Origin of the sequence: Brucella sp. H1_1004, assembly GCF_047308065.1 — a bacterium.
Taxonomy (GTDB): Bacteria; Pseudomonadota; Alphaproteobacteria; order Rhizobiales; family Rhizobiaceae; genus Brucella; species Brucella pseudogrignonensis_B.
The window spans coordinates 342,572-362,043 of record NZ_JAYKZA010000001.1 but is presented as its reverse complement, the minus strand read 5'-3'; the positions used below and the strand labels follow the sequence as shown (position 1 = coordinate 362,043).

Below are 19,472 nucleotides of genomic sequence, written 5' to 3'. Positions count from 1 at the left end.
TGATGAAATAAGTACTAACTGTTCGCTGAAAAGACCATCGGAGCCTTATGATGGAATCCACAATCATCATAATCAATCTATGCGGTGCTGTGTCTCTGCTGTTATTCGGTCTTGCACAGGTCAAGGATGGTGTTCAGCGAGCATTTGGTGCTAGTCTTCGTGCGGGGCTTGCTCGCGGCACAAGCAATGGACCTCGTTCTTTCATTTCTGGCTTTGCGGCTACAATTGGCCTCCAGAGTTCGACGGCGACCGCCTTAATGGTGGCGTCATTTGTTGAACGTGATTTCATTCAGCAGCGTATGGCGCAAACTGTGCTTTTGGGAGCAAATGTTGGCACTGCGGTAACGGCCTGGATCGTGGCAACCGGAACCGAATGGTTGTCTCCATTATTGATATTGTCCGGTATAGTTTTTCTGAAAAAAGGAAGCGGGAATCGCCGTGGCATTGGGACTATGCTCATTGGCATAGGACTGATGCTGCTCTCGCTTCACCTCCTCAGTTTGGCAACAGGACCGGTCCGCCATTCACCTGCCGTGGCAAGCTTTGTGAGCATGTTAAATGATGCCTGGCCCGTTGCTTTGCTTTTTTCGGCGGGTATCGCGTTCATTTCATCGTCAAGTCTGGCGGCGGTCGTCCTGATCCTCTCCCTTGCCGCCACCGGCGTAATACCTTCCGGGCTACTGATTGTTCTTGTTCTTGGCGCTAACCTTGGCGGAGCAATTCCACCGGTGATCGCTTCTATGGGAGGAGAGGTTGCAGCAAAAAGGGTTACACTTGGTAATCTCATTGTTCGGGGAATTGGATGTTTGATTGCACTCCCATTTGCCCAATACGGAGCCGATGTGGCAGCAGCATTATCACTTCCAGCAAGTAAACTACCCGTGGATGCACATCTTGCTTTCAATATCATGCTGGCGATTGTGGCATGGCCATTCTCGCGCTTGTTATCCGATTTGATGATAAGGATGGTTCCGGACCCTCAGAAGTCAGATATGGGAACCAAATTTCTTGATATGCAGCAACTTTCAACGCCGGTCATGGCCTTAGCTGGAGCAACGCGCGAAGTTTTGAGTATAGGTGATCTCGTTGAACGCATGTTGATGCGGATGTCATCAGCTTTTCAGAAGAATGATCCTTCTGTCTCAAGCGATATTGCATTGCTTGAACAGCGGGTAGACTTCCTCCAACAGGAAGTAAAGGTCTACTTGTCCAATCTTGGTCGTCAAAGCTTGACTGAAGAAAATGGTCGTCGATCGCTGGAAATCATCGATTACGCTGTCAATCTTGAACATATAGGCGATATAGTAGAGAAGGGGTTGGTGCCTTCATTAGCGAAGAAAGCGGCACTTGGCTTGCATTTTTCTGACGATGGTTTTGGCGAACTCGAGCGATTATTCGATTTAACCATAGACAATATACGCACGGCTCAGACTATTTTTGCGACGAGAGATTTTCATCTCGCTAAGCGACTTATGGAGATTAAAATCGAAGTGCGTCGTATGGAAAAACTTTCCTCAGAGCAGCATCTTGCACGACTTCGTGATGGAAGGGTTGAAAGTCTTCGGACAAGTTCAATACATCTTGATTTGTTGCGCGATCTAAAACGTATTAATGCTCATATTGTTTCAGTCGCGCATCCGATACTTGATGAGGCCGGGCTATTAAGTGATAGCCGTTTAGTCTCTGCCTAGTATTCGTAGCTGTGTAGTGAAGATTATTTTTCCTGTGCGAAATGGCGGGCGGTGCGCAGAATTATGATAGGTGAAGGCGAAAGGTGATCAATTTTGTCATGCGGCTGATCGAGACGGGCAATGGCTTAATTTATGGTAATGCACTCCGACATACCATGGAGTGCCAGAGCTTGTGCACGAAGCGTCAAGCTATGGTCAATCACGGCTTTTGCTGATTCTGAACCCGGGGGCAACAAGCTGATTAGTTGAGGCTTTTTAGAGTCAATAGTTCTTTAGCAGTCATCTCATCCGTGATCAGCACTTGAGCCTTTGTTGTGAGAATACTGGCGCGGATGATCTGCGCCTTGCGAATGCCACCCGCAGAAATGATTACTTTTGGCACTTTTCGCAATTCCATGGGACTGATCGCCATGGCGCGTTTGTTTATTGGATGCTCGACGATTTCACCTGCTTCATTAACGAACTGGCATAGAACGTCACCAACAGCACCTGCCGCTTGCAGGCTTTCGGCATCTTGGGCAGTAAGAAGGCCGCGACGGAAAATCGATGCCTGTTTGCTCATGTCCGCTACACTCAAAATCGCGAGATCTATGTCGGAAACTTTGTTTTTCAGTGCTTTGAGTTCCTGAACTTCCCACAATTTCTGAGCAAGTGCCACCTCAGGAACAAAGACTGGGGCGGTAATCTGAAACAGTTCGGTTTTGTAAAATTCCGCAAGCCGCCAAGCAACGGCAGATGGATTGTCGGCCATGGAATGCGTCAAGCCGCCGAGCAGCGATATAACGGACAGGTCATTAATTTCACGCCATTTAAGATGACTCATGCAAGCCTGCAAAGTCGCGCCCCAGCCGACCCCGATTGTCAGTCCATCTTGCAGACGATCCGAAAGGTAGCGTCCGGTAGCGTGTCCTATAACAGCCGAGATGCTGGCTTCGGATTGATCGGAAGAGGGCACGACAATCGCTTCGAACAGCCCAAGGTGTTTCTCCAGTGACCGCTGCAAACGAATGAGCGGCTCGGCATGGGAATTCAGAGAAATCTGGACGATGCCTTCGTCACGTGTGGCTGCCAACAGGCGAAAAGCCTTGATACGGCTGATATCTAGATTCTGCGCGACCTGTTCCTGTGTCAGTCCCTCAATATAATAGAGCCAAGCGGCACGAAGTTTCAGTTCGTCCTGATCTGCCTGAAACTTGGTTTTCGGCTTCGTGCTGCGGGCCATTATCCTACCTTTTATATCTTTCTTCAAAGACGGCACACTGTCCGAATTTGCGCGCGATAATGAGGCAATAATTACCTTTACGTCAAGAATTGATTGAACAAGAAAATGAACAAAAATATTCTTATTGCAAAGAATTTACAAATAAATCATAAGTTGCCACATAAATTGTGGAGACTCTCCTGCTCGGAGACGGTTTTCAAGAGGTGGGAAATGCGAATTCTGATTTCAAACGACGACGGTATTAATGCTCCCGGCATTGCGGTGCTTGAGAAGGCTGCGCGTCTTTTGAGTGACGATGTGTGGATCATCGCCCCGGACGGGAATCGCAGTGCCAATGGGCACTCCGTTTCTCTGACAGCTGGCTTTTCGGTCAACAAACTCGCAGACAAACGCTACGTCTGCACGGGGACGCCGGTGGATTGTGTGATCGCTGCGGTTCATTGGGTTTTCCGTGAAAAGCAACTGCCGGATCTCGTTTTGTCGGGCATCAATGCCGGACGGAACGTGGCCGAGGACGTATCTTATTCCGGCACGATGGCAGTTGCTCGCGAAGGTGCTCTGAACGGTATAGCTTCTGTTGCATTTTCCGCGCCTCGTGACTCTGAAGCGTTCGATGGGGAGGACGCTTTGGCATGGCTTGCAAGCCATATCCGAAACTTTTGGGAAACCAGAAGCGATTGGGCGCATGATGGTCACTGGTTGAACGTCAATCTGCCCCGAAAGCTGCCCGCTGCATTGGAGAAGGCTGAAATCGGCCGTGACAAAAACCTGAAATATGTGAAGCTTTTCGAAGAAACGGAAAATTCGGTTCGTATTCAGCCATTAGCTGATCGTGATTACAAATCCAACGGCAGCGATGAGAATGCGTTGATTGACGCGGGTAAGGCGAGTGTCACAAACCCCAATTGGTTTGGTCATTCGCGGGTGCCAGCATCGGTGACAGCGCACAAGCCTGGTTGATATCTATAACGCATAAAAATACACCCCGGTCAGCTCAGGCTGGCGGGGTGTATGGTTTAAAAAAGCCGGTTTCTGGCCAAAAAAGCTTAAGAGCCAATCAGTGGGTAAACGACCTTGATCATGTCTTCAAGATGATCATTGGCGAATCCTTCGTGTTTAAGCACTTTGCTTTCGACCTGACCGTCATCAAAGAAGTGATGTTCCATGTAGCCGACTTCGCGAGTTCCGCCCATTTCCGGAACGAGCTCTTCCGTCGTTGTAAATGCAATCGATGAGCACCATTCCAGATGCACATTGCCGCGCTTGGATGAACGCTGCTGATGCAGGTGTCCGCTGGCGATGAGGCGCAACTTGGGATGATCGATCAGACCTTTAAGACGACCCCAGCCCTTTGGATCGACAGTCCAATAGGTCAGCTCCGTGCTGTCCATATTATCGATATAAATGGGTTGGTGGGAGAACACGGCGAGATATTGGTCGCCTGATGAGGCAATCTGCTCGTCGATCCAGTCATATTGTTCGGCTTCCTGCGGAAGTCCGGAGCCGATCAGCATCGAGCTTATCCCTATGACTCGCCAATTGCCCTGATTGATAACCCAGCGGTCTGCGCCAAAAAAATCAGCAAATTTGGTATAACGTGCGGCATTGATGGCGCTGCCATTTTCACTTTCTGGCTTGGAAAGACTTGGATTGTCACCCACGTCATGATTGCCTGCAAGAAAATGAATGGTCTTGCCGGTGTCCCTAAAGAAATCGCGGCATAAAACATAATCCTCGTCATAACGAATTCCGTCCAGTGTCACATCGCCCGTGTGGATAATGAAGTCATGATTTGACTTCGCCAGCGGTTCGGTGAGCAGGCGATTGTTCTCACGGAAATACGCGGTGCGCGGTGAAAGATGAGTATCTGAAATTTGTAATATGCTGAATCTGGACATGTCCGCTCCCATAATGAATGAGCCAAGATGTAAATCAACTCATTATGTACAAAAGTATTGACTATGAATAAAAAGTTCAATAATTTTTTTGAGAAGGAGACTGGTTCCTCAGGTTCGTCCGCAGGTTTTCCAGTTGGGAGTTGCCTTTTTGCCGACGTGGTTTCAAAGGTTGCTATAGGCATTGGGAGAGGATGCGAATGTCGGGAATTGAGATCGTCAATCTCAACAAGAAGTGGGCGACATTCCACGCGGTCAACGATGTGAGTTTTACCGTGGAGCCCGGTACACTAACGGTGCTGCTTGGACCTTCCGGTTGTGGTAAGTCCACCTCTTTGCGTCTGATCGCCGGTCTGGATTCAGTGACCTCCGGCCAGATCATTATTGGCGGCAAAGACGTCACCAATGCGTCGCCTGCAAAGCGCGGCCTCGCGATGGTGTTTCAGTCTTATGCACTTTTTCCGCATCTGACGGTTGCCGAGAACATTATCTTCGGACTACGTGTACGCAGAGTGTCTGCCGGTGAGCGTCGCCAGCGTCTGAAACGCGCTGCCGATATTCTGGGGCTGTCGCATCTGCTCGATCGGCGGCCATCCCAGCTTTCGGGTGGGCAGCAGCAGCGCGTTGCTCTGGGGCGTGCGATCGTCGCAGAAGCGTCCGTGTGTTTGATGGATGAGCCACTTTCCAACCTTGATGCACAGCTGCGCCATGAGATGCGCAAGGAAATCCGTAGCTTGCAACAGCAACTCGGCATGACCATGGTTTACGTAACCCATGATCAGATCGAAGCCATGAGCCTTGCCGATCAGGTTATCCTGATGAAGGCCGGTAAGATTGAGCAAAAGGCAAAGCCTTCCGAACTTTACCTGAAGCCCGCCACAACGTTTGTTTCCCGTTTTATCGGGACACCGCCAATGAACATTATCCGTATGGCGGATTATGACGGCAAGGCGGCGATCAGTGGAACCCCAGAGGGACCGGCGATTTTAGGTGATCCTGCGCAGGGGCTTGTCCTAGGGTTGCGTCCCGAAGAAATCCGTGTGTCGGATAACGGACGTGTGAAAGCCTCTATAGAATCTATCGAATATCATGGTGCGGACAGCATTCTTGAATGCCGTGTCGGCGATCAGTCGTTGCAGGTTCGTATTGAAGGCATTCGCCACTTCAATCGGGGTGATACCGTTGGTCTGACATGGGCGCCGTCTGCGGTGCATGTGTTTGATGAAGCGGAGGGGCATCGCGTCGAACGCACGGCCTTAGTCATTTAAGTAAAAAAGGATCGGGGAACGATCATTTCTTGGGAGGAGAGAACAATGAATTTAACGATAAAACGATCTGTCAGGTTCTTGGCCACATCTGCGATACTGACCTTAGTTAGCGGTTGGGGGACGGCTCAGGCAAAGCCCGTTGAGATCAGCTTTTATTATCCGGTCGCAATCGGCGGTCCGGTTACGAAAATCGTCGATGATCTCATCGTCCGTTTTGAGGAGCAGCACCCGGATATCAAGGTGAAGCCGATCTATTCCGGCACCTATCCCGAGACCCTGAGCAAATCGCTCACGGCTTTCAAATCCGGTCAGGCGCCTGAAGTCGCGGTTATACTCTCGACAGACATGTTCACGCTCATCGATGAAGATGCCATCGTTCCCTATGAGGATCTCGCCAAGACCGAAGATGACAAGGCATGGCTTGCGGGGTTCACACCGGTTTTCATGATCAACAGCAAAAGCGAAGACAAAACATGGGGTGTGCCGTTCCAGCGCGGCACAACCGTTTTCTTCTGGAACAAGGATGCCTTCAAGGAGGTCGGTCTTGATCCGGAAAAAGGTCCACAGGATTGGCAAGAAGTCGTCGATTTCGCCACGAAGCTGACCAAGCGTTCCGCTGATGGCGGCGTCGCACGTTGGGGTATGCAGGTGCCGTCGTCGCTGACGTCCTATTGGTTGTTGCAAGGGTATGTTGCGCAGAATGAGGGCAAAATTTCCGAGCCGGATGGGAAAACCACCTATTTCAACGCGCCTGAAGTTGTCGAGGCCATGCAATATTGGGTGGACTTGGCTCAAAAGCATAAGGTGATGAAGCCCGGCGTGATTGAGTGGGCAACCAATCCAAAGGACTTTTTTGAAGGACGCGCCGCTATGATCACCACGACCAGCGGTAATCTCACAAATGTGAAAACTAATGCGCCTTTCCCATTCGGTGTGCAGATTCTGCCAAAGAATAAAGCCTATGGCGCGCCCACCAGCGGTGGAAATGCTTATATTTTTAACGTTGAAGATGAGGCGAAACAGGAGGCGGCATTCCAGTTTGTGAAATGGCTTTCCTCTGCTGATCAGGCCGCCGAATGGAGCATTAAGACAGGCTATATCGCTGCCCGTGATGATGCTTGGCAAACCGAAGCAATGAAGAAATATGTCGAGGAGTTTCCAAGCGCAAAGGTACCCCACGACCAGATTCCTTACATGGTGCCAGAGCTCTCAACCTATGAAAATCAGCGTGTAGCACGCGTTATTGATGATGCGATTGAAGCGTCGCTGACAGGTAATAAGAGCGTAAAACAAGCTCTCGACGATGCGCAGGCTGAGGCCGAACGTATCCTTAAGCCCTACCAGTGATCGTTTGGATGAGAGCTTTGTGTGGCCCGCCCATACGAAGCTCCTCATTATTCAAAAATGGCAATCCGGTTTTGTAGGGCAGAGCCGGTTCACATCGTTACCAGAGGGCTGAGAAATCGCGTGAAACAGGCAAAAAACCAGATAACACCATGGCTTCTGCTGTTACCGGCCACCGTCTTGCTGGCAGTATTCACGCATATTCCAGCCGTGATGACGTTCGTCAACAGCTTTTACCAGACGCCGCGGGGCAAGCGCCCACCTCGCTTTGTCGGCGTCGATAATTATACAACAATGATCAGTGACCCAGTTTTCTGGGCGGCTCTCAAGAACAACGCAATCTATGCGATTGGCACTGTCCCTGCATCTATTGCACTGGCCATGCTGATGGCGATTATCGTGAATTCTTCTATTCGCGGTCGTTCGCTTATGCGGATGTCTTTCTTCATGCCGACCGTGCTGCCGATGATCGCAGTCGCCAATATATGGTTGTTTTTCTATACGCCAGGTTATGGTTTGATCGATCAATTCCTCGGCATGTTCGGCTTTCATGAAACGAACTGGCTGGGTAATCCGGATACCGTTCTTGGCAGTCTGATGGTGCTTGCCATCTGGAAAGAAGCTGGCTTCTTCATGATTTTCTATCTTGCGGCATTGCAGCAGATCAGTCCCAGCCTGTCTGAAGCGGCTGCGCTTGAAGGTACATCACGCTGGTACTTCTTTCGACGCGTGACGTTTCCGCTGTTGATGCCAACCACTTTGTTTGTGCTGATTAATGCAATGATCAATGCGTTCCGTTTGATTGACCATGTGATCGTCATGACCCGTGGCGGGCCAGACAATGCCAGCACTCTGCTGCTCTACTATGTTTACAATGTTGCATTTCGTTTCTGGGATACTGCTTATGCATCGGCTTTGACGGTTGTTCTGCTGCTGGCATTGGCATTTATCGCGTTCGTCCAGTTCGGGGTTCTTGATCGCAAGGTGCATTACAAATGACTGCAATGACATTACCGCATCAACCACGTGAATTCTCGTTTTGGCGGGCTCTTGAAACTGTAGGGTGTTATCTGCTGGGGCTGCTCTGGATCCTGCCTTTGATCTATGCTGTCTGGATGGCATTTCATCCTGCTCAATATGAGGCTCGGTTTGATCTTTTCGCTCCAGTAACACTGGAGAACTTCAGCGATGCGTGGAACGCCGCTCCTTTCGGGCGTTATTTTCTGAATACATTTCTGCTGATCACCACGATACTTATCAGCCAGTTCATTATCTGCACGCTGGCGGCCTATGCCTTCGCTCGTTACGAATTTCCGGGCAAAACCATTATCTTTATGCTGGTATTGGTACAGCTGATGATCATGCCAGAAGTGCTGCTGGTCGAAAATTACCGTACCATCTCCAAACTCGGTCTGGTGGATACAGTTGTGGCTATGGGGCTGCCTTATATGGCATCGGCCTTTGGTATTTTCCTTCTGCGCCAGACTTTCCTCACCGTACCCAAAGAGCTGGACGACGCAGCGCGTGTTGAAGGGGCTGGTGCGCTTACCACACTTCTCAAGGTTTACGTGCCATTGGCCAAACCGATCTATGTGGCCTACGGTCTCGTATCGGTCAGCTATCACTGGAACAACCTGCTCTGGCCGCTGGTCATTACAAATTCCGTTTCCACTCGTCCACTGACGGTCGGGCTACAGGTGTTTTCATCGCCCGATCAGGGTGTTCAATGGAGCATTATCTCGGCTGCTGCATTGATGACGTCAGCGCCTTTGCTGATCGGTTTTCTACTGTTCCAGCGCCAGTTCGTTCAGAGTTTCATGCGCGCGGGTATCAAGTAAAATGATATGTCTAGATCTTAAAAGACGGCGGTATTCTGTATCGCCGTCGGTTGCCACAATAAAGATGGAGGAAAATATCGCCTGATCTGCGTTTCTGTTATTGAGAAACACTTAAGTGAGACTGGTAGTTTCAATGTGCATCAAGGGCTGTGCGTCTGATTGACGGCAGGCATAAATAGTAGGCAACCGTACTGGCAGAAACGTTCAAACGCTTAGCAATTTCGGTGTGAGTCAGGCCATCGCAACGATTGAGCAGGAGTGCATCACGCCGTTTGACAGGCAATTTAGCCAAGATGCTTACCAGACGTCGAAGTTGATCACGATCAACGACGAAAGCTTCAGGTGAAGGATATGCATCGGCTATCGCTGCAAGAACCGCTTCATCGCTGATACAATGTGTTGAATGCCGTTGTTCCTTTCGGACAAGATCGGTCGCTATATTCCCAGCCACACGCAGAGTGAACGCCTGCTTATCGCGTATGACGGCAATTTCTATTTTTGCGGTTTGCAGACGAAACCAAGTTTCCCGCAATGCATCTTCAGCAAGCTCATGGGAGCCTGTACGCTTTTTAAGCGAACGTCTTAGGCTCAGGACCTATTGATTTGAGAATGAAGAGCTGATTCAGTTTCTCTTGAGGAGACTGAACGATGAGCAATCTTTACTGGCTGAGCGAAGGGCAAATGTCACGCCTTCGGCCCTTTTTTCCCAAGAGCCATGGACGTCCACGCGTTGATGACAGGCGTGTCTTGAGTGGAATTATATTCATTCTTCGTAATGGGTTACGGTGGTGTGATGCCCCTCGAGAATACGGGCCCTCTAAAACGCTCTATAATCGTTGGAACCGTTGGTGTCACAAGGGGATATTTGCTCAAATACTTGAAGGCCTGTCTTCCAAGTCGTCGGTCGGAAAGACTGTCATGATAGATGCGACCTATTTGAAAGCGCACCGCACGGCCTCAAGCCTACGGCTAAAAAAGGGGATGGTGGACGGCTGATCGGCCGGACAAAAGGTGGCATGAATACCAAGTTGCACGCCGTCACCGACACGCAGGGTCGCCCTATCAGGTTACACGTCACGGCGGGACAAATCAGCGACTACACCGGAGCTGCAGCCTTAATTGAGACGTTACCGAAGGTCGACTGGCTTCTTGCTGATAGAGGCTATGATGCCGACTGGTTCAGAAAACGGTTAAAAGACAAAGAGATAAAGCCATGCATCCCGGGTCGCAAAAACCGTAAGAAGCCTATTAAGTATGACAAACGTCGATACAAGCGACGCAATCGTATCGAAATCATGTTTGGCAGACTGAAAGACTGGCGAAGAATTGCTACCCGTTATGATCGCTGCCCGATTGTGTTCCGTGCAGCAATAGATCTTGCAGCAGCCGTTATATTCTGGCTCGGAAAGCAATGAGTCCTGAGCCTAAGTGGACTTTTTGCGCTGCAAAGCAGCAAGCACAGAGCGTTCGGACCGCAGGAGATAAGAATCGAGTTGCTGGGTTGCCGTCTCGATATCTCCCGCTTCAAGAGAAGCCAGAAGTTCGGCATTTTGTGCTATGTAAGGTTCGTGAAGATGCGCTGTGTCTTCCAGTTGCACGAAAACAAGACGTAACTCAGCCAGCACCAGATCAAAGCAAGAGCTTAGCCTAGGACTATCGCAAAGCTCCACCATTGCACGGTGAAACTCCATATTGATCGTTCCCACCTGCCGCCAGTTACCCGCTTCCTGCGCTGATGCCGTTTGTGCCAGCAGTGCCCGCATGCGCAACAATGCCGGATGGCCGGGGATGGCAACCTGAACAGCACCCTTCTGGATGACGCGTCGCACACGATAAATATCAACGACCGTGGCCTCATCGGGCGTGGCAACGAACACACCGCGATTGGGAATATAAGTCAGCAGGCTCTGACTGGTCAGCAAACGAAAAACTTCACGAAGCGTGTTACGCGATATGCCAAACTGCGCTGAAATCTGCTGCTCTGAAAGCTTGGTGCCGGGCGAAAGTTCACCCGTAATCAGCATCTCGCGAATCTTGGCAGCAGTTTGGGTTGCCAATGACTGGTCATCTGAAGGCGGCAAAATTTCGCGTATCATGAATATCCTTCAAACCCTCTGCCAATTGATGACAGCTTTTCGGGCCAAACTCTCAGAGCCATGCTAACCATAACTCTGATCAGCTATTTCACATCATATTCATGCAAATATACGATTTCATATTGTTGAACAATCTATAATAGGTTATTCAACAATAACCCGTAATGCATTTATGTTCAACAGGGGCAAAACATGGCAGCTATCGATCTCAACAGTGATCTTGGTGAAGGCTTCGGCCCATGGCCTATGGGAGACGACACAGCGATGCTGGCGATCGTGACCAGCGCCAATATTGCTTGTGGCTTCCATGCGGGAGACCCAGCCGGAATTCTCACTGTGCTACGCGAAGCTGCCCGACGTGGCGTCTCCGTTGGTGCGCATATCGGTTATCGCGATCTCGTCGGCTTTGGCCGTCGGAACATGGACCCCTCAAGTGCTGAACTTGTCGCCGACACGATTTACCAGATCGGTGCATTGCAGGGACTGGCACAGGCTGCTGGAACAAAGGTGCGTTATGTGAAGCCGCATGGTGCGCTTTACAATACAATCGCCCATGATGCGCGTCAGGCAGCCGATGTCATTACAGGGATCAAGGCAGTCGATCCATCGCTCGTGCTGATGGCGCTGGCTGGTGCGCCAATCGTTGATCAGGCTCGTTCCGCTGGCCTAACGGTAGTGTGCGAAGCCTTTGCCGACCGCGCCTATAATGTTGATGGCAGTCTCGTTAACCGCCGCATTGAAGGTTCGGTCATACACGACCCCGAAGTGATTGCGGAACGGATGCTGCGCATGGTTAATGAGCGGCGCGTAACCGCTATTGATGGCACTGACATTGCGCTAGATGCGCAGTCGATCTGTGTGCATGGCGATAACCCGACCGCTGTTGCAATCGCCGCCGCATTGCGTGAGCGACTGGAAGCACGCGGCGTGGAACTCAAGCCTTTCGTTGACGTCACATCATGAGTGAACGCCTGCGCTTTCTGCCATCCGGCAGTGACAGTTTTCTGGTCGAGCTCGATGATTTGGCCATAACGCTCACACTACTCGACGCTTTGCATGCAGCAAAGCTTGAAGGCGTATGCGAAGTCATTCCCGGCGCGCGTACGATCATGGTGCGTTTCGACCGCTGGCTGACAGATCGTGCCAAACTTGCAAGCCAGATTGCAGCGCTTGATCTCTCAGCGCGTAGCTCCCGCAGCGGCGATTTGTTTGAAATACCCGTTACCTATAATGGTGAAGATCTCGGCGATGTAGCGGCCATGCTTGGCTGCACAATCAACGAGGTCATTGAGCGTCATACTGAGGCAATATATACAGTCGCCTTTACAGGCTTTGCCCCCGGTTTTGCCTATATGACTTGTGACGATCCCGGTTTCAATGTGCCGCGTCGCAAAAGCCCGCGTGTGAAAATTCCGGCCGGATCGGTGGCACTGGCAGGTAAATTCGGCGGTATTTATCCGTCGGACAGCCCCGGCGGTTGGCAATTGCTCGGCACCACACCGCTTGCCATGTGGGACACGACACGAGAACGCGCAGCACTGCTTGCTCCGGGTGATCGCGTGCGGTTTCGTGATATGGCGAAGGGTGGACCAATCACAGTATCAAAACCAGTCGCAGCAGCAGCAACGCCTCAGCCCGCCGATGGCCTGCTTGTCACACGCGCTGACCGTCCTGCATTGTATCAGGATATGGGCCGCCCGGGCCTTGCCAGTCAGGGTGTGTCGGAATCCGGTGCGCTTGATCGCATCGCTATGCGTGAGGCCAATCGCTGTGTGGGCAATCCCGCGAATGCCGCGACTATCGAGATTTCCTTTGGTGGCTTTGCGTTCAAGGCCGACCGTCCGGTGACGATTGCTGTGACCGGCGCGCCATGCCCGCTAACCATTCGTACCCCGGAAGGTGCGATCATTACAGTAGGCGTTGCAAAGCCAGTAGCACTCAATGCAGGTGATGAATTGTCGCTTGGCATCCCGCCGGAAGGAATGCTGAGCTATCTCGCGCTGCGTGGTGGATTTGAGGTTGAGTCCGTTCTCGGATCAGTCGCATGTGACACACTCGCCAAAGTTGGACCTGCTCCAATTGCGGCTGGCGATATTCTTGTACCGGCCAACGGGACAGCATTGGCGGTTTCATCGGATATAAACTCGCAGCGGGTGCTGCCGCGCGCCGGAGACGTCGTCACACTCGATATAGTGCTGGGCCCGCGTACCGACTGGTTCACGCAACAGGGCCTTGAAACACTCACCTCGCAGGACTGGGATGTGACACCTCAATCAAGCCGCGTTGGAATGCGCCTCGAAGGTGCTACAGCCATCGAACGCGCCATCAATGATGAGTTACCATCTGAAGGTACAGCTCTGGGTGCCATTCAGGTGCCCGCGAACGGACAACCGGTTCTGTTTCTGGCCGACCACCCGCTGACCGGTGGCTATCCCGTCATTGGTGTCGTGGCAAACCATCATCTCGATCTTGCAGGCCAGATACCTATCGGCGCCCGCATCCGTTTTAACCCGATCTCCAATTTCGAACCGCAAGAAGTTATAGCCTGATGAAGAAGCTGCTTATTGCCAATCGCGGCGAAATCGCCATCCGCATTATCCGCGCAGCACGCGATTACGGTGTTGCCTCCGTGGCGATTTATTCTGATGCAGATGCAAATTCACTGCACGCCGAATTTGCAGACGAGGCCTATGGCCTCGGCGCTGGTCGCCCGGCGGATACCTATCTCAATATTGCAAAGATACTCGACATTGCGAAGCGCTCCGGTGCGGATGCCGTGCATCCCGGCTATGGCTTTTTGTCGGAACGAGCTGAATTTGCCAAAGCCGTCATCGATGCCGGTCTGATATGGGTCGGCCCATCGCCGGAAGTCATCACGTCGCTGGGTGACAAGGTTGAAGCACGGCGAATTGCCGAAAAAGTCGGCGCACCGCTCGTCAAGGGTTCAGACGGCCCACTGGCATCGGCTGCGGAAGCTGTGGCCTTTGCGCGTGAAGCTGGTCTGCCTTTGGCGATCAAGGCAGCGTTTGGCGGCGGCGGTCGTGGTATGAAGGTGGCGCATCGTCTGGAAGAAGTCGGTGAATTGTTCGATTCCGCCGTTCGTGAGGCAGTAGAAGCCTTCGGACGTGGCGAATGCTACGCCGAGCAATTCCTTGAAAAGCCACGGCACATTGAGGCACAGGTCCTCGCCGACACACACGGCAATACGGTTGTTCTTGGCACACGTGATTGCTCACTGCAACGTCGCAATCAGAAGCTAGTCGAAGAAGCGCCTGCGCCCTTTATCACGGAAGAGCAGCGCACCCGTATCCATGAATCGGCCCGCGCAATCTGCGCAGCAGCGGGCTATACGGGAGCAGGCACGGTCGAGTTTTTGTTGTCGCAGAATGGCACGATCTCGTTTCTCGAAGTCAACACGCGCCTTCAGGTCGAACATCCGATTACGGAGGAAACCACCGGCATCGATATTGTCATCGAGCAGCTTCGTATTGCGGATGGCAAGGCGCTGTCCTTGACCGAAACGCCTGCACCGCGCGGTCATGCCTTTGAATTCCGTATCAATGCCGAAGATCCGGGCCGTGGCTTTCTGCCTACACCAGGCCTGATTAAGCGTTTCCGCGCCCCTTCGGGTCCGGGTGTGCGTCTTGATACAGGTGTGGAAAGTGGATCGGAAATTCCCGGCCTCTACGACTCCTTGATGGCAAAACTCATTGTGACCGGCGCTACACGCGAGGAAGCGCTTATCCGTGCACGACGGGCACTGGCCGAGTTTAAAATCGAAGGTGTTGCCTCCGTGTTGCCATTCCATCGTGCGGTGGTCGAAGAAAGAGATTTTACCGGCGAAGACGGCTTTAACGTCTTTACCAACTGGATCGAAACCGAGTTTCGCAGTGTTGAGCCATCGGCAAGGATTGATCCGGTTGATACTGACGTCATCCGCAGCTTTATCGAGATCGATGGCAAACGCCATGAACTTGGCTTGCCCGCAGCCCTCTTCTCGGGCCTCAGCGCACCGCAGCAAGTAGGCGATGCCACTCAACAGGTTGCAGAAGGTGCAGTGACTGCGCCTATTCCCGGCACGTTTCAGCAGTGGCTGGTTGAAGATGGAGCCATGGTAACTGAGGGCGAAGTGGTAGCGATCATGGAAGCCATGAAGATGGAAACGCGCATAGCTGCTCCCAAGGCCGGCAAGATTAGTCTTCATGCTAAGCCGGGCCAGAGCGTTAGTCTTGGCGCGGAACTTGCGACCATCGAATAATGAAAGGGGCAGGAATGCCCCTTTTCTAAATCAAAAAAGACTGGCGGATTATGAAACCCGCCGGTCTTTGTTTTGCAATGGTATAGCCCGAAATGGGTAGCAGCTAGCTCTGCAGCATGAACTTCTGGATGCGGCTGTCAGCAGGGGCATCTTTCAGTTCCTCTGCCGTCATGTTGACCGCAACATGGCCATTTTCCATCATCACAACGCGGTCACTAACACGGCTGACAAAGCGCATTTCATGGGTCACGATAATCATCGTCATGCCATCGCGTGCGAGGCTTTCAATAACCTGCAACACTTCACCCACCAGCTCCGGATCGAGCGCCGAGGTCGGCTCATCGAATAGCATGATTTCAGGATCCATAGCCAGCGCACGCGCAATTGCCACGCGCTGTTTCTGTCCGCCCGAAAGCTGATGCGGATATTTGTTGGCATGGGCCGCCATACCGACGCGAGCCAGATGGTTCATGGCAGCAGCGCGCAGCGCTTCCTTGTTGCCATTGCCATGATAACGCGGACCAAATGTCACGTTCTGCAAAACAGTCATATGCGGGAACAGGTTGAACGACTGGAACACCATTCCAAGCCGCGTAACGCGATCATGGAAATCGGAAACAACGCGATAGCCCTTGTCATCGGCTGTAATCCACTCAGCCCCATCCAGTAGAATACGACCTTTATCGATATCCTGAAGCGCATTGATCGTGCGGATCAGGGTCGTCTTACCAGAGCCGGACGGTCCGATGATGCTGACCACTTCGCCCTTGTTGACCTTCAGTGAGACGTCTGCGAGTGCATGCTTGTCACCGAAATTCTTAAAGACGTGCTCAAGAGCCACGACAATGTTTTTGCCGATACGGCGTTCATTGGTGGTCTGGGCTGGCGCTTGCGTTGTGGCAGGCACGGCAATTTCAGCCCCGGTCATACGCGTGATATCAAGACGACCTTCAAGCCGTGACAGGAAAAAGCTGAAAACAGAAACCACCAGCACATAGTAGAACGACACCGCAACCAGCGTTTCAATCACCATGAAATTGCGCGTGTAAAGCCGTTGGCCAACCAGCAATATCTCCGCAAGCGAAATCACCGATACAAGCGAAGTGAGCTTAACGATCGTGATGAATTCATTGCCGAGTGATGGCAGTGCAACGCGTACAGCTTGTGGCAGAATAATATGGCGATATTTGCCCACGGGGCGGATGCCAAGCGCGTGTGCTGCTTCGTGCTGGCCCTGATCAACAGAGATGAGACCCGCGCGATGAATTTCTGCAAGATAGGCAGTTTCCGAAATAACCAGCGCGATCAGACCCGCCCAGAAGGGCACCGACAGGACTGGACCGAGCGCCGGTATAAATTGCGGCATGTTATAAACGAAAATCAGCAATACCAGCAAAGGCAAACTGCGGAACAACCAGATATAGGTCTTTGCAAACCAGCGCACGACGCGCAGGTTGGATTGTCTTGCAAGCGCCAGCAAAAAGCCAAGCACAGTACCGACAACCCAGGTCAGCACACCCAGCCATGCGACAAGTGCTGTGGCACGCCAGAAATCTGGATAGAGCACGAGGCTGAAGAGATAGTTCCAGTCGAAATTCATGGGCCGGGTTTCCCAAATGTAGTGCGCCCAGTTGGACGCATGGCGCTTCAAGCCATTGATTTAATCCGCATCCTTATCCAAAACCGTTTCACAGTTTTCGGGATGCGTTTTGAAGCGCCGCAAATTCCAGTCGTGATTGGTCTGGCAGGTGTGTGGTGACCACCTGCCAGACACGTTTATTCAGCAATAGCTGCCTTGAACTCGGCTTCCGTCGATTTCGCAACGCCATACTTGCTGAACAGAGCCTCGTAATCGGCATCGCCATCAAGCTTGGTCAGTGCATCGCGCAGGAACTTCGCCTGTTCTTCATTGCCCTTTTTGACACCAAAGCCGACGATCACTGGATAAAGCTGCTCAGTTGAAGTCACCTTCATACGGCCACGGAGCTTTTCGGCTGCATCGGCCAGTACGGCAGAATTTTCAAGCTGCGCGTCAACGCCACCGGAAAGAAGAGCCTGTGTCGCTTCCGGTGAAGTCGGGAACTCACGCGAGTCAATCGGATTTGCGGCGCAAACCGACTTGTTGAGCTTGTCAAGTTCAGGAATCCAGGCAGCCCCCTTAATCGAGCCAACGCGTTTGCCGCACAGCTCCTCCGGCTTGGTGAAGTTTTCACCGCTGCTCGTGGCAACTGCGATGGAAACACCGGTTTTCATGTAGGGGACGTAGTCGATTTGTTTGGCGCGCGCAGGCGTCACATAAAGCGTAGAGGCAATGACATTGAATTGATCACTGGAAACGCCGAGGATCAGGTTCTCAAAGCGGGTATCCTGAAAAGAAACTTCGCTGCCAGTCTTCTTGCCGATCAGTTTCACCAGCTCTACGTCAAAGCCTGCCGGCTGATTGGCTTCATCGAAATAGTTATAGGGCGGGTAGGTCAGATCAACACCAATCTTCAGGGTCTCGGCATTGGCTGCCGTCAGTGACGCCATCAGGATTAAAGTACTGGCCAGAAGTTTTTTCATGGGATGTTCCTCTCATTCGTTTTCTTATCTTTGTTGAACAATTATGAGAATGCAATCCCTCGTTCTGCACAAATTTTCATCTTAGGTGACTCAAAGTCGGTAAAGCATACTGGATTCACTACCCAAAATTCGCTGAAACTAACGTAACTTATTCATTTTTCGGGCATTTCTTTTTTGTTCAACATTAGAGGGAAAAAAATTTTAAATTTTGCTCAACCCTCGTAAATCCAGCCTTTGCGGCCAATCGGATATTCCGAGCCAATAAGTCACCCCTAGTATGGCGGATCCGAAATTCGCTTCACTGCAAAGAAACCAACTGAGCGAATTTCGGGTCCAAGGCCATGCCAGCAAATTATTGAATCTAGTGTGGTTTACGGATTTACAGTTCCTCGAAGTGAATGCAGCGCGAATGATACGAACTTTAAATCCATCACACTAGCGCCTGCTATGCCAAACAAACAAACCACAATAGGGAAAGAGAATCTGTTACAGATTTTTCTTGTGGGAGTGAGTGAGCGGTGCATTTTCCCTTGACATCGAAATATTGTTCAACAAACTATAATGACAAGGAGATTGCAGTGACCAATCAGGACCGCCCCTCAGATCGCCCTCTTGTACTGACGCAGACTGCGGCAGGCCTGTTGCGCGACAAAATTCTGCGTGGTGAGCTTGCGCCCGGAACACCGCTGCGTGAGGTGGTCTGGGCCGAAACGCTGAACGTGTCACGCAACACATTGCGCGAAGCATTGCGCGATCTTGTCGCCGAAGGTCTGATTGAGCATCGTGCACATCACGGCGCGACCGTTCGCGCGCTGAATGCGGCCGAAATCAGTGAAATCTATGCCATCCGCATGACGCTTGAACTTCGGGGTGTTACGTGCAGTGCCTATGCCTCGCAGGAAGCGATGTCAGAACTTGTTGAGCGCGTCGAAGCTGTGCAGCGTGCAGCGCTTAAAAGGGACTGGCAGCAATGCGGCACCGCTTCGCTCGAGTTTCATCAGCAGATCGTCGATTTCATCGGTAGTCCGCGCTTGAACGAGGTGTTTGCAACGGTCGCAGCACAGGCGCGTCTGGCCTTCTCCATGGCCCCTGACGCTCGCCGGTTTCAGGAGCCTTGGGTGGCGCGTGATGTCGAAATCTGCGGCCTGCTTTGTGATGGCGATCGCGCCGCCGCAAGTCGCGCTCTTGAACTCTATTTGCAGGAATCTGAACGCGTGGTTCTCGAGGCAGCCCGCGCACAAAACCTGCCTCGCCCCAGCAAAAAGATAGCTTCACACGCAGAATAGCGTTCTGTACCG

17 protein-coding genes are annotated in these 19,472 nt (G+C 51.8%); 11 read left to right on the top strand and 6 right to left on the bottom strand.

Going from position 1 to position 19,472, the window contains the following annotated elements:
* Window positions 1-50: 50 nt before the first annotated feature.
* The gene (locus U2P60_RS01755) at window positions 51-1,691 is read left to right on the top strand and encodes a Na/Pi cotransporter family protein (RefSeq protein WP_413570993.1); all 1,641 of its coding nucleotides are present in this window, start codon (window positions 51-53) and stop codon (window positions 1,689-1,691) included.
* 241 nt (window positions 1,692-1,932) lie between these two features.
* Here U2P60_RS01755 and U2P60_RS01750 read toward each other — a convergent pair whose 3' ends face one another.
* Window positions 1,933-2,913 carry a sugar-binding transcriptional regulator gene (locus tag U2P60_RS01750; RefSeq protein ID WP_413570992.1) on the bottom strand — a complete coding sequence of 327 codons (981 nt, stop codon included), beginning with the start codon at window positions 2,911-2,913 and terminating at the stop codon, window positions 1,933-1,935.
* Window positions 2,914-3,123: 210 nt separating this feature from the next.
* On the opposite strand from U2P60_RS01750, the gene surE reads away from it, so the two are divergent.
* Entirely contained in the window at window positions 3,124-3,873 is a 750-nt protein-coding gene (surE, locus tag U2P60_RS01745) for a 5'/3'-nucleotidase SurE (RefSeq protein ID WP_413570991.1), read from the top strand.
* Window positions 3,874-3,959: 86 nt separating this feature from the next.
* Here surE and U2P60_RS01740 read toward each other — a convergent pair whose 3' ends face one another.
* The gene (locus tag U2P60_RS01740) at window positions 3,960-4,811 is read right to left on the bottom strand and encodes a metallophosphoesterase family protein (RefSeq protein ID WP_413570990.1); all 852 of its coding nucleotides are present in this window, start codon (window positions 4,809-4,811) and stop codon (window positions 3,960-3,962) included.
* 197 nt (window positions 4,812-5,008) lie between these two features.
* On the opposite strand from U2P60_RS01740, the gene U2P60_RS01735 reads away from it, so the two are divergent.
* From U2P60_RS01735 to U2P60_RS01720, 4 genes are all read left to right on the top strand, one after another.
* On the top strand, window positions 5,009-6,076 hold the full coding sequence (locus tag U2P60_RS01735; protein ID WP_413570989.1) for an ABC transporter ATP-binding protein: 1,068 nt from the start codon (window positions 5,009-5,011) through the stop codon (window positions 6,074-6,076).
* A 45-nt stretch (window positions 6,077-6,121) separates the two neighbouring features.
* Window positions 6,122-7,423 carry an ABC transporter substrate-binding protein gene (locus U2P60_RS01730; protein WP_413570987.1) on the top strand — a complete coding sequence of 434 codons (1,302 nt, stop codon included), beginning with the start codon at window positions 6,122-6,124 and terminating at the stop codon, window positions 7,421-7,423.
* 120 nt (window positions 7,424-7,543) lie between these two features.
* Window positions 7,544-8,419 carry a carbohydrate ABC transporter permease gene (locus U2P60_RS01725; protein ID WP_413570986.1) on the top strand — a complete coding sequence of 292 codons (876 nt, stop codon included), beginning with the start codon at window positions 7,544-7,546 and terminating at the stop codon, window positions 8,417-8,419.
* Entirely contained in the window at window positions 8,416-9,258 is an 843-nt protein-coding gene (locus tag U2P60_RS01720; protein WP_413570985.1) for a carbohydrate ABC transporter permease, read from the top strand. The genes U2P60_RS01725 and U2P60_RS01720 overlap by 4 nt, the downstream gene beginning before the upstream one ends.
* Window positions 9,259-9,388: 130 nt before the next feature.
* Here the strand turns inward: U2P60_RS01720 and U2P60_RS01715 are convergent, their stop codons facing one another.
* On the bottom strand, window positions 9,389-9,850 hold the full coding sequence (locus U2P60_RS01715; protein ID WP_413571965.1) for an RNA polymerase sigma factor: 462 nt from the start codon (window positions 9,848-9,850) through the stop codon (window positions 9,389-9,391).
* Window positions 9,851-9,906: 56 nt separating this feature from the next.
* Between U2P60_RS01715 and U2P60_RS01710 the strand changes: the two genes are divergently transcribed.
* Window positions 9,907-10,673, top strand: a protein-coding gene (locus U2P60_RS01710; protein ID WP_279678372.1) for an IS5 family transposase whose coding sequence is annotated in 2 segments (ribosomal slippage) — window positions 9,907-10,224 and window positions 10,227-10,673 — 765 coding nt in all. Because the reading frame shifts where the segments join, the coding sequence is not laid out codon by codon here.
* A gap of 9 nt (window positions 10,674-10,682) precedes the next feature.
* Here U2P60_RS01710 and U2P60_RS01705 read toward each other — a convergent pair.
* On the bottom strand, window positions 10,683-11,354 hold the full coding sequence (locus U2P60_RS01705) for a GntR family transcriptional regulator (protein WP_413570984.1): 672 nt from the start codon (window positions 11,352-11,354) through the stop codon (window positions 10,683-10,685).
* A 192-nt stretch (window positions 11,355-11,546) separates the two neighbouring features.
* Here U2P60_RS01705 and U2P60_RS01700 point away from each other — a divergent pair, with 192 nt between their 5' ends.
* From U2P60_RS01700 to U2P60_RS01690, 3 genes are read left to right on the top strand one after another with little or no spacing between them, the layout of a single operon-like run.
* Window positions 11,547-12,317, top strand: a complete 771-nt coding sequence (locus tag U2P60_RS01700) for a 5-oxoprolinase subunit PxpA (RefSeq protein ID WP_313828915.1) — start codon at window positions 11,547-11,549, stop codon at window positions 12,315-12,317.
* Entirely contained in the window at window positions 12,314-13,903 is a 1,590-nt protein-coding gene (locus tag U2P60_RS01695) for a 5-oxoprolinase/urea amidolyase family protein (protein WP_413570983.1), read from the top strand. Before U2P60_RS01700 ends, U2P60_RS01695 begins: the two co-directional genes overlap by 4 nt.
* The gene (locus U2P60_RS01690) at window positions 13,903-15,612 is read left to right on the top strand and encodes an acetyl/propionyl/methylcrotonyl-CoA carboxylase subunit alpha (protein WP_413570981.1); all 1,710 of its coding nucleotides are present in this window, start codon (window positions 13,903-13,905) and stop codon (window positions 15,610-15,612) included. The genes U2P60_RS01695 and U2P60_RS01690 overlap by 1 nt, the downstream gene beginning before the upstream one ends.
* Window positions 15,613-15,715: 103 nt before the next feature.
* On the opposite strand, the gene U2P60_RS01685 is transcribed toward U2P60_RS01690, so the two are convergent.
* Both U2P60_RS01685 and U2P60_RS01680 read right to left on the bottom strand, forming a co-directional pair.
* Entirely contained in the window at window positions 15,716-17,212 is a 1,497-nt protein-coding gene (locus tag U2P60_RS01685; RefSeq protein ID WP_413570980.1) for an amino acid ABC transporter permease/ATP-binding protein, read from the bottom strand.
* Between the two features lie 176 nt (window positions 17,213-17,388).
* Complete coding sequence (locus U2P60_RS01680; protein ID WP_413570979.1) at window positions 17,389-18,174, bottom strand: ABC transporter substrate-binding protein; 786 nt, start codon at window positions 18,172-18,174, stop codon at window positions 17,389-17,391.
* Between the two features lie 578 nt (window positions 18,175-18,752).
* Here U2P60_RS01680 and U2P60_RS01675 point away from each other — a divergent pair.
* Window positions 18,753-19,460 (top strand): GntR family transcriptional regulator, encoded by a 708-nt coding sequence (locus tag U2P60_RS01675; RefSeq protein WP_413570978.1) that lies wholly within the window; start codon window positions 18,753-18,755, stop codon window positions 19,458-19,460.
* Window positions 19,461-19,472: the final 12 nt, after the last annotated feature.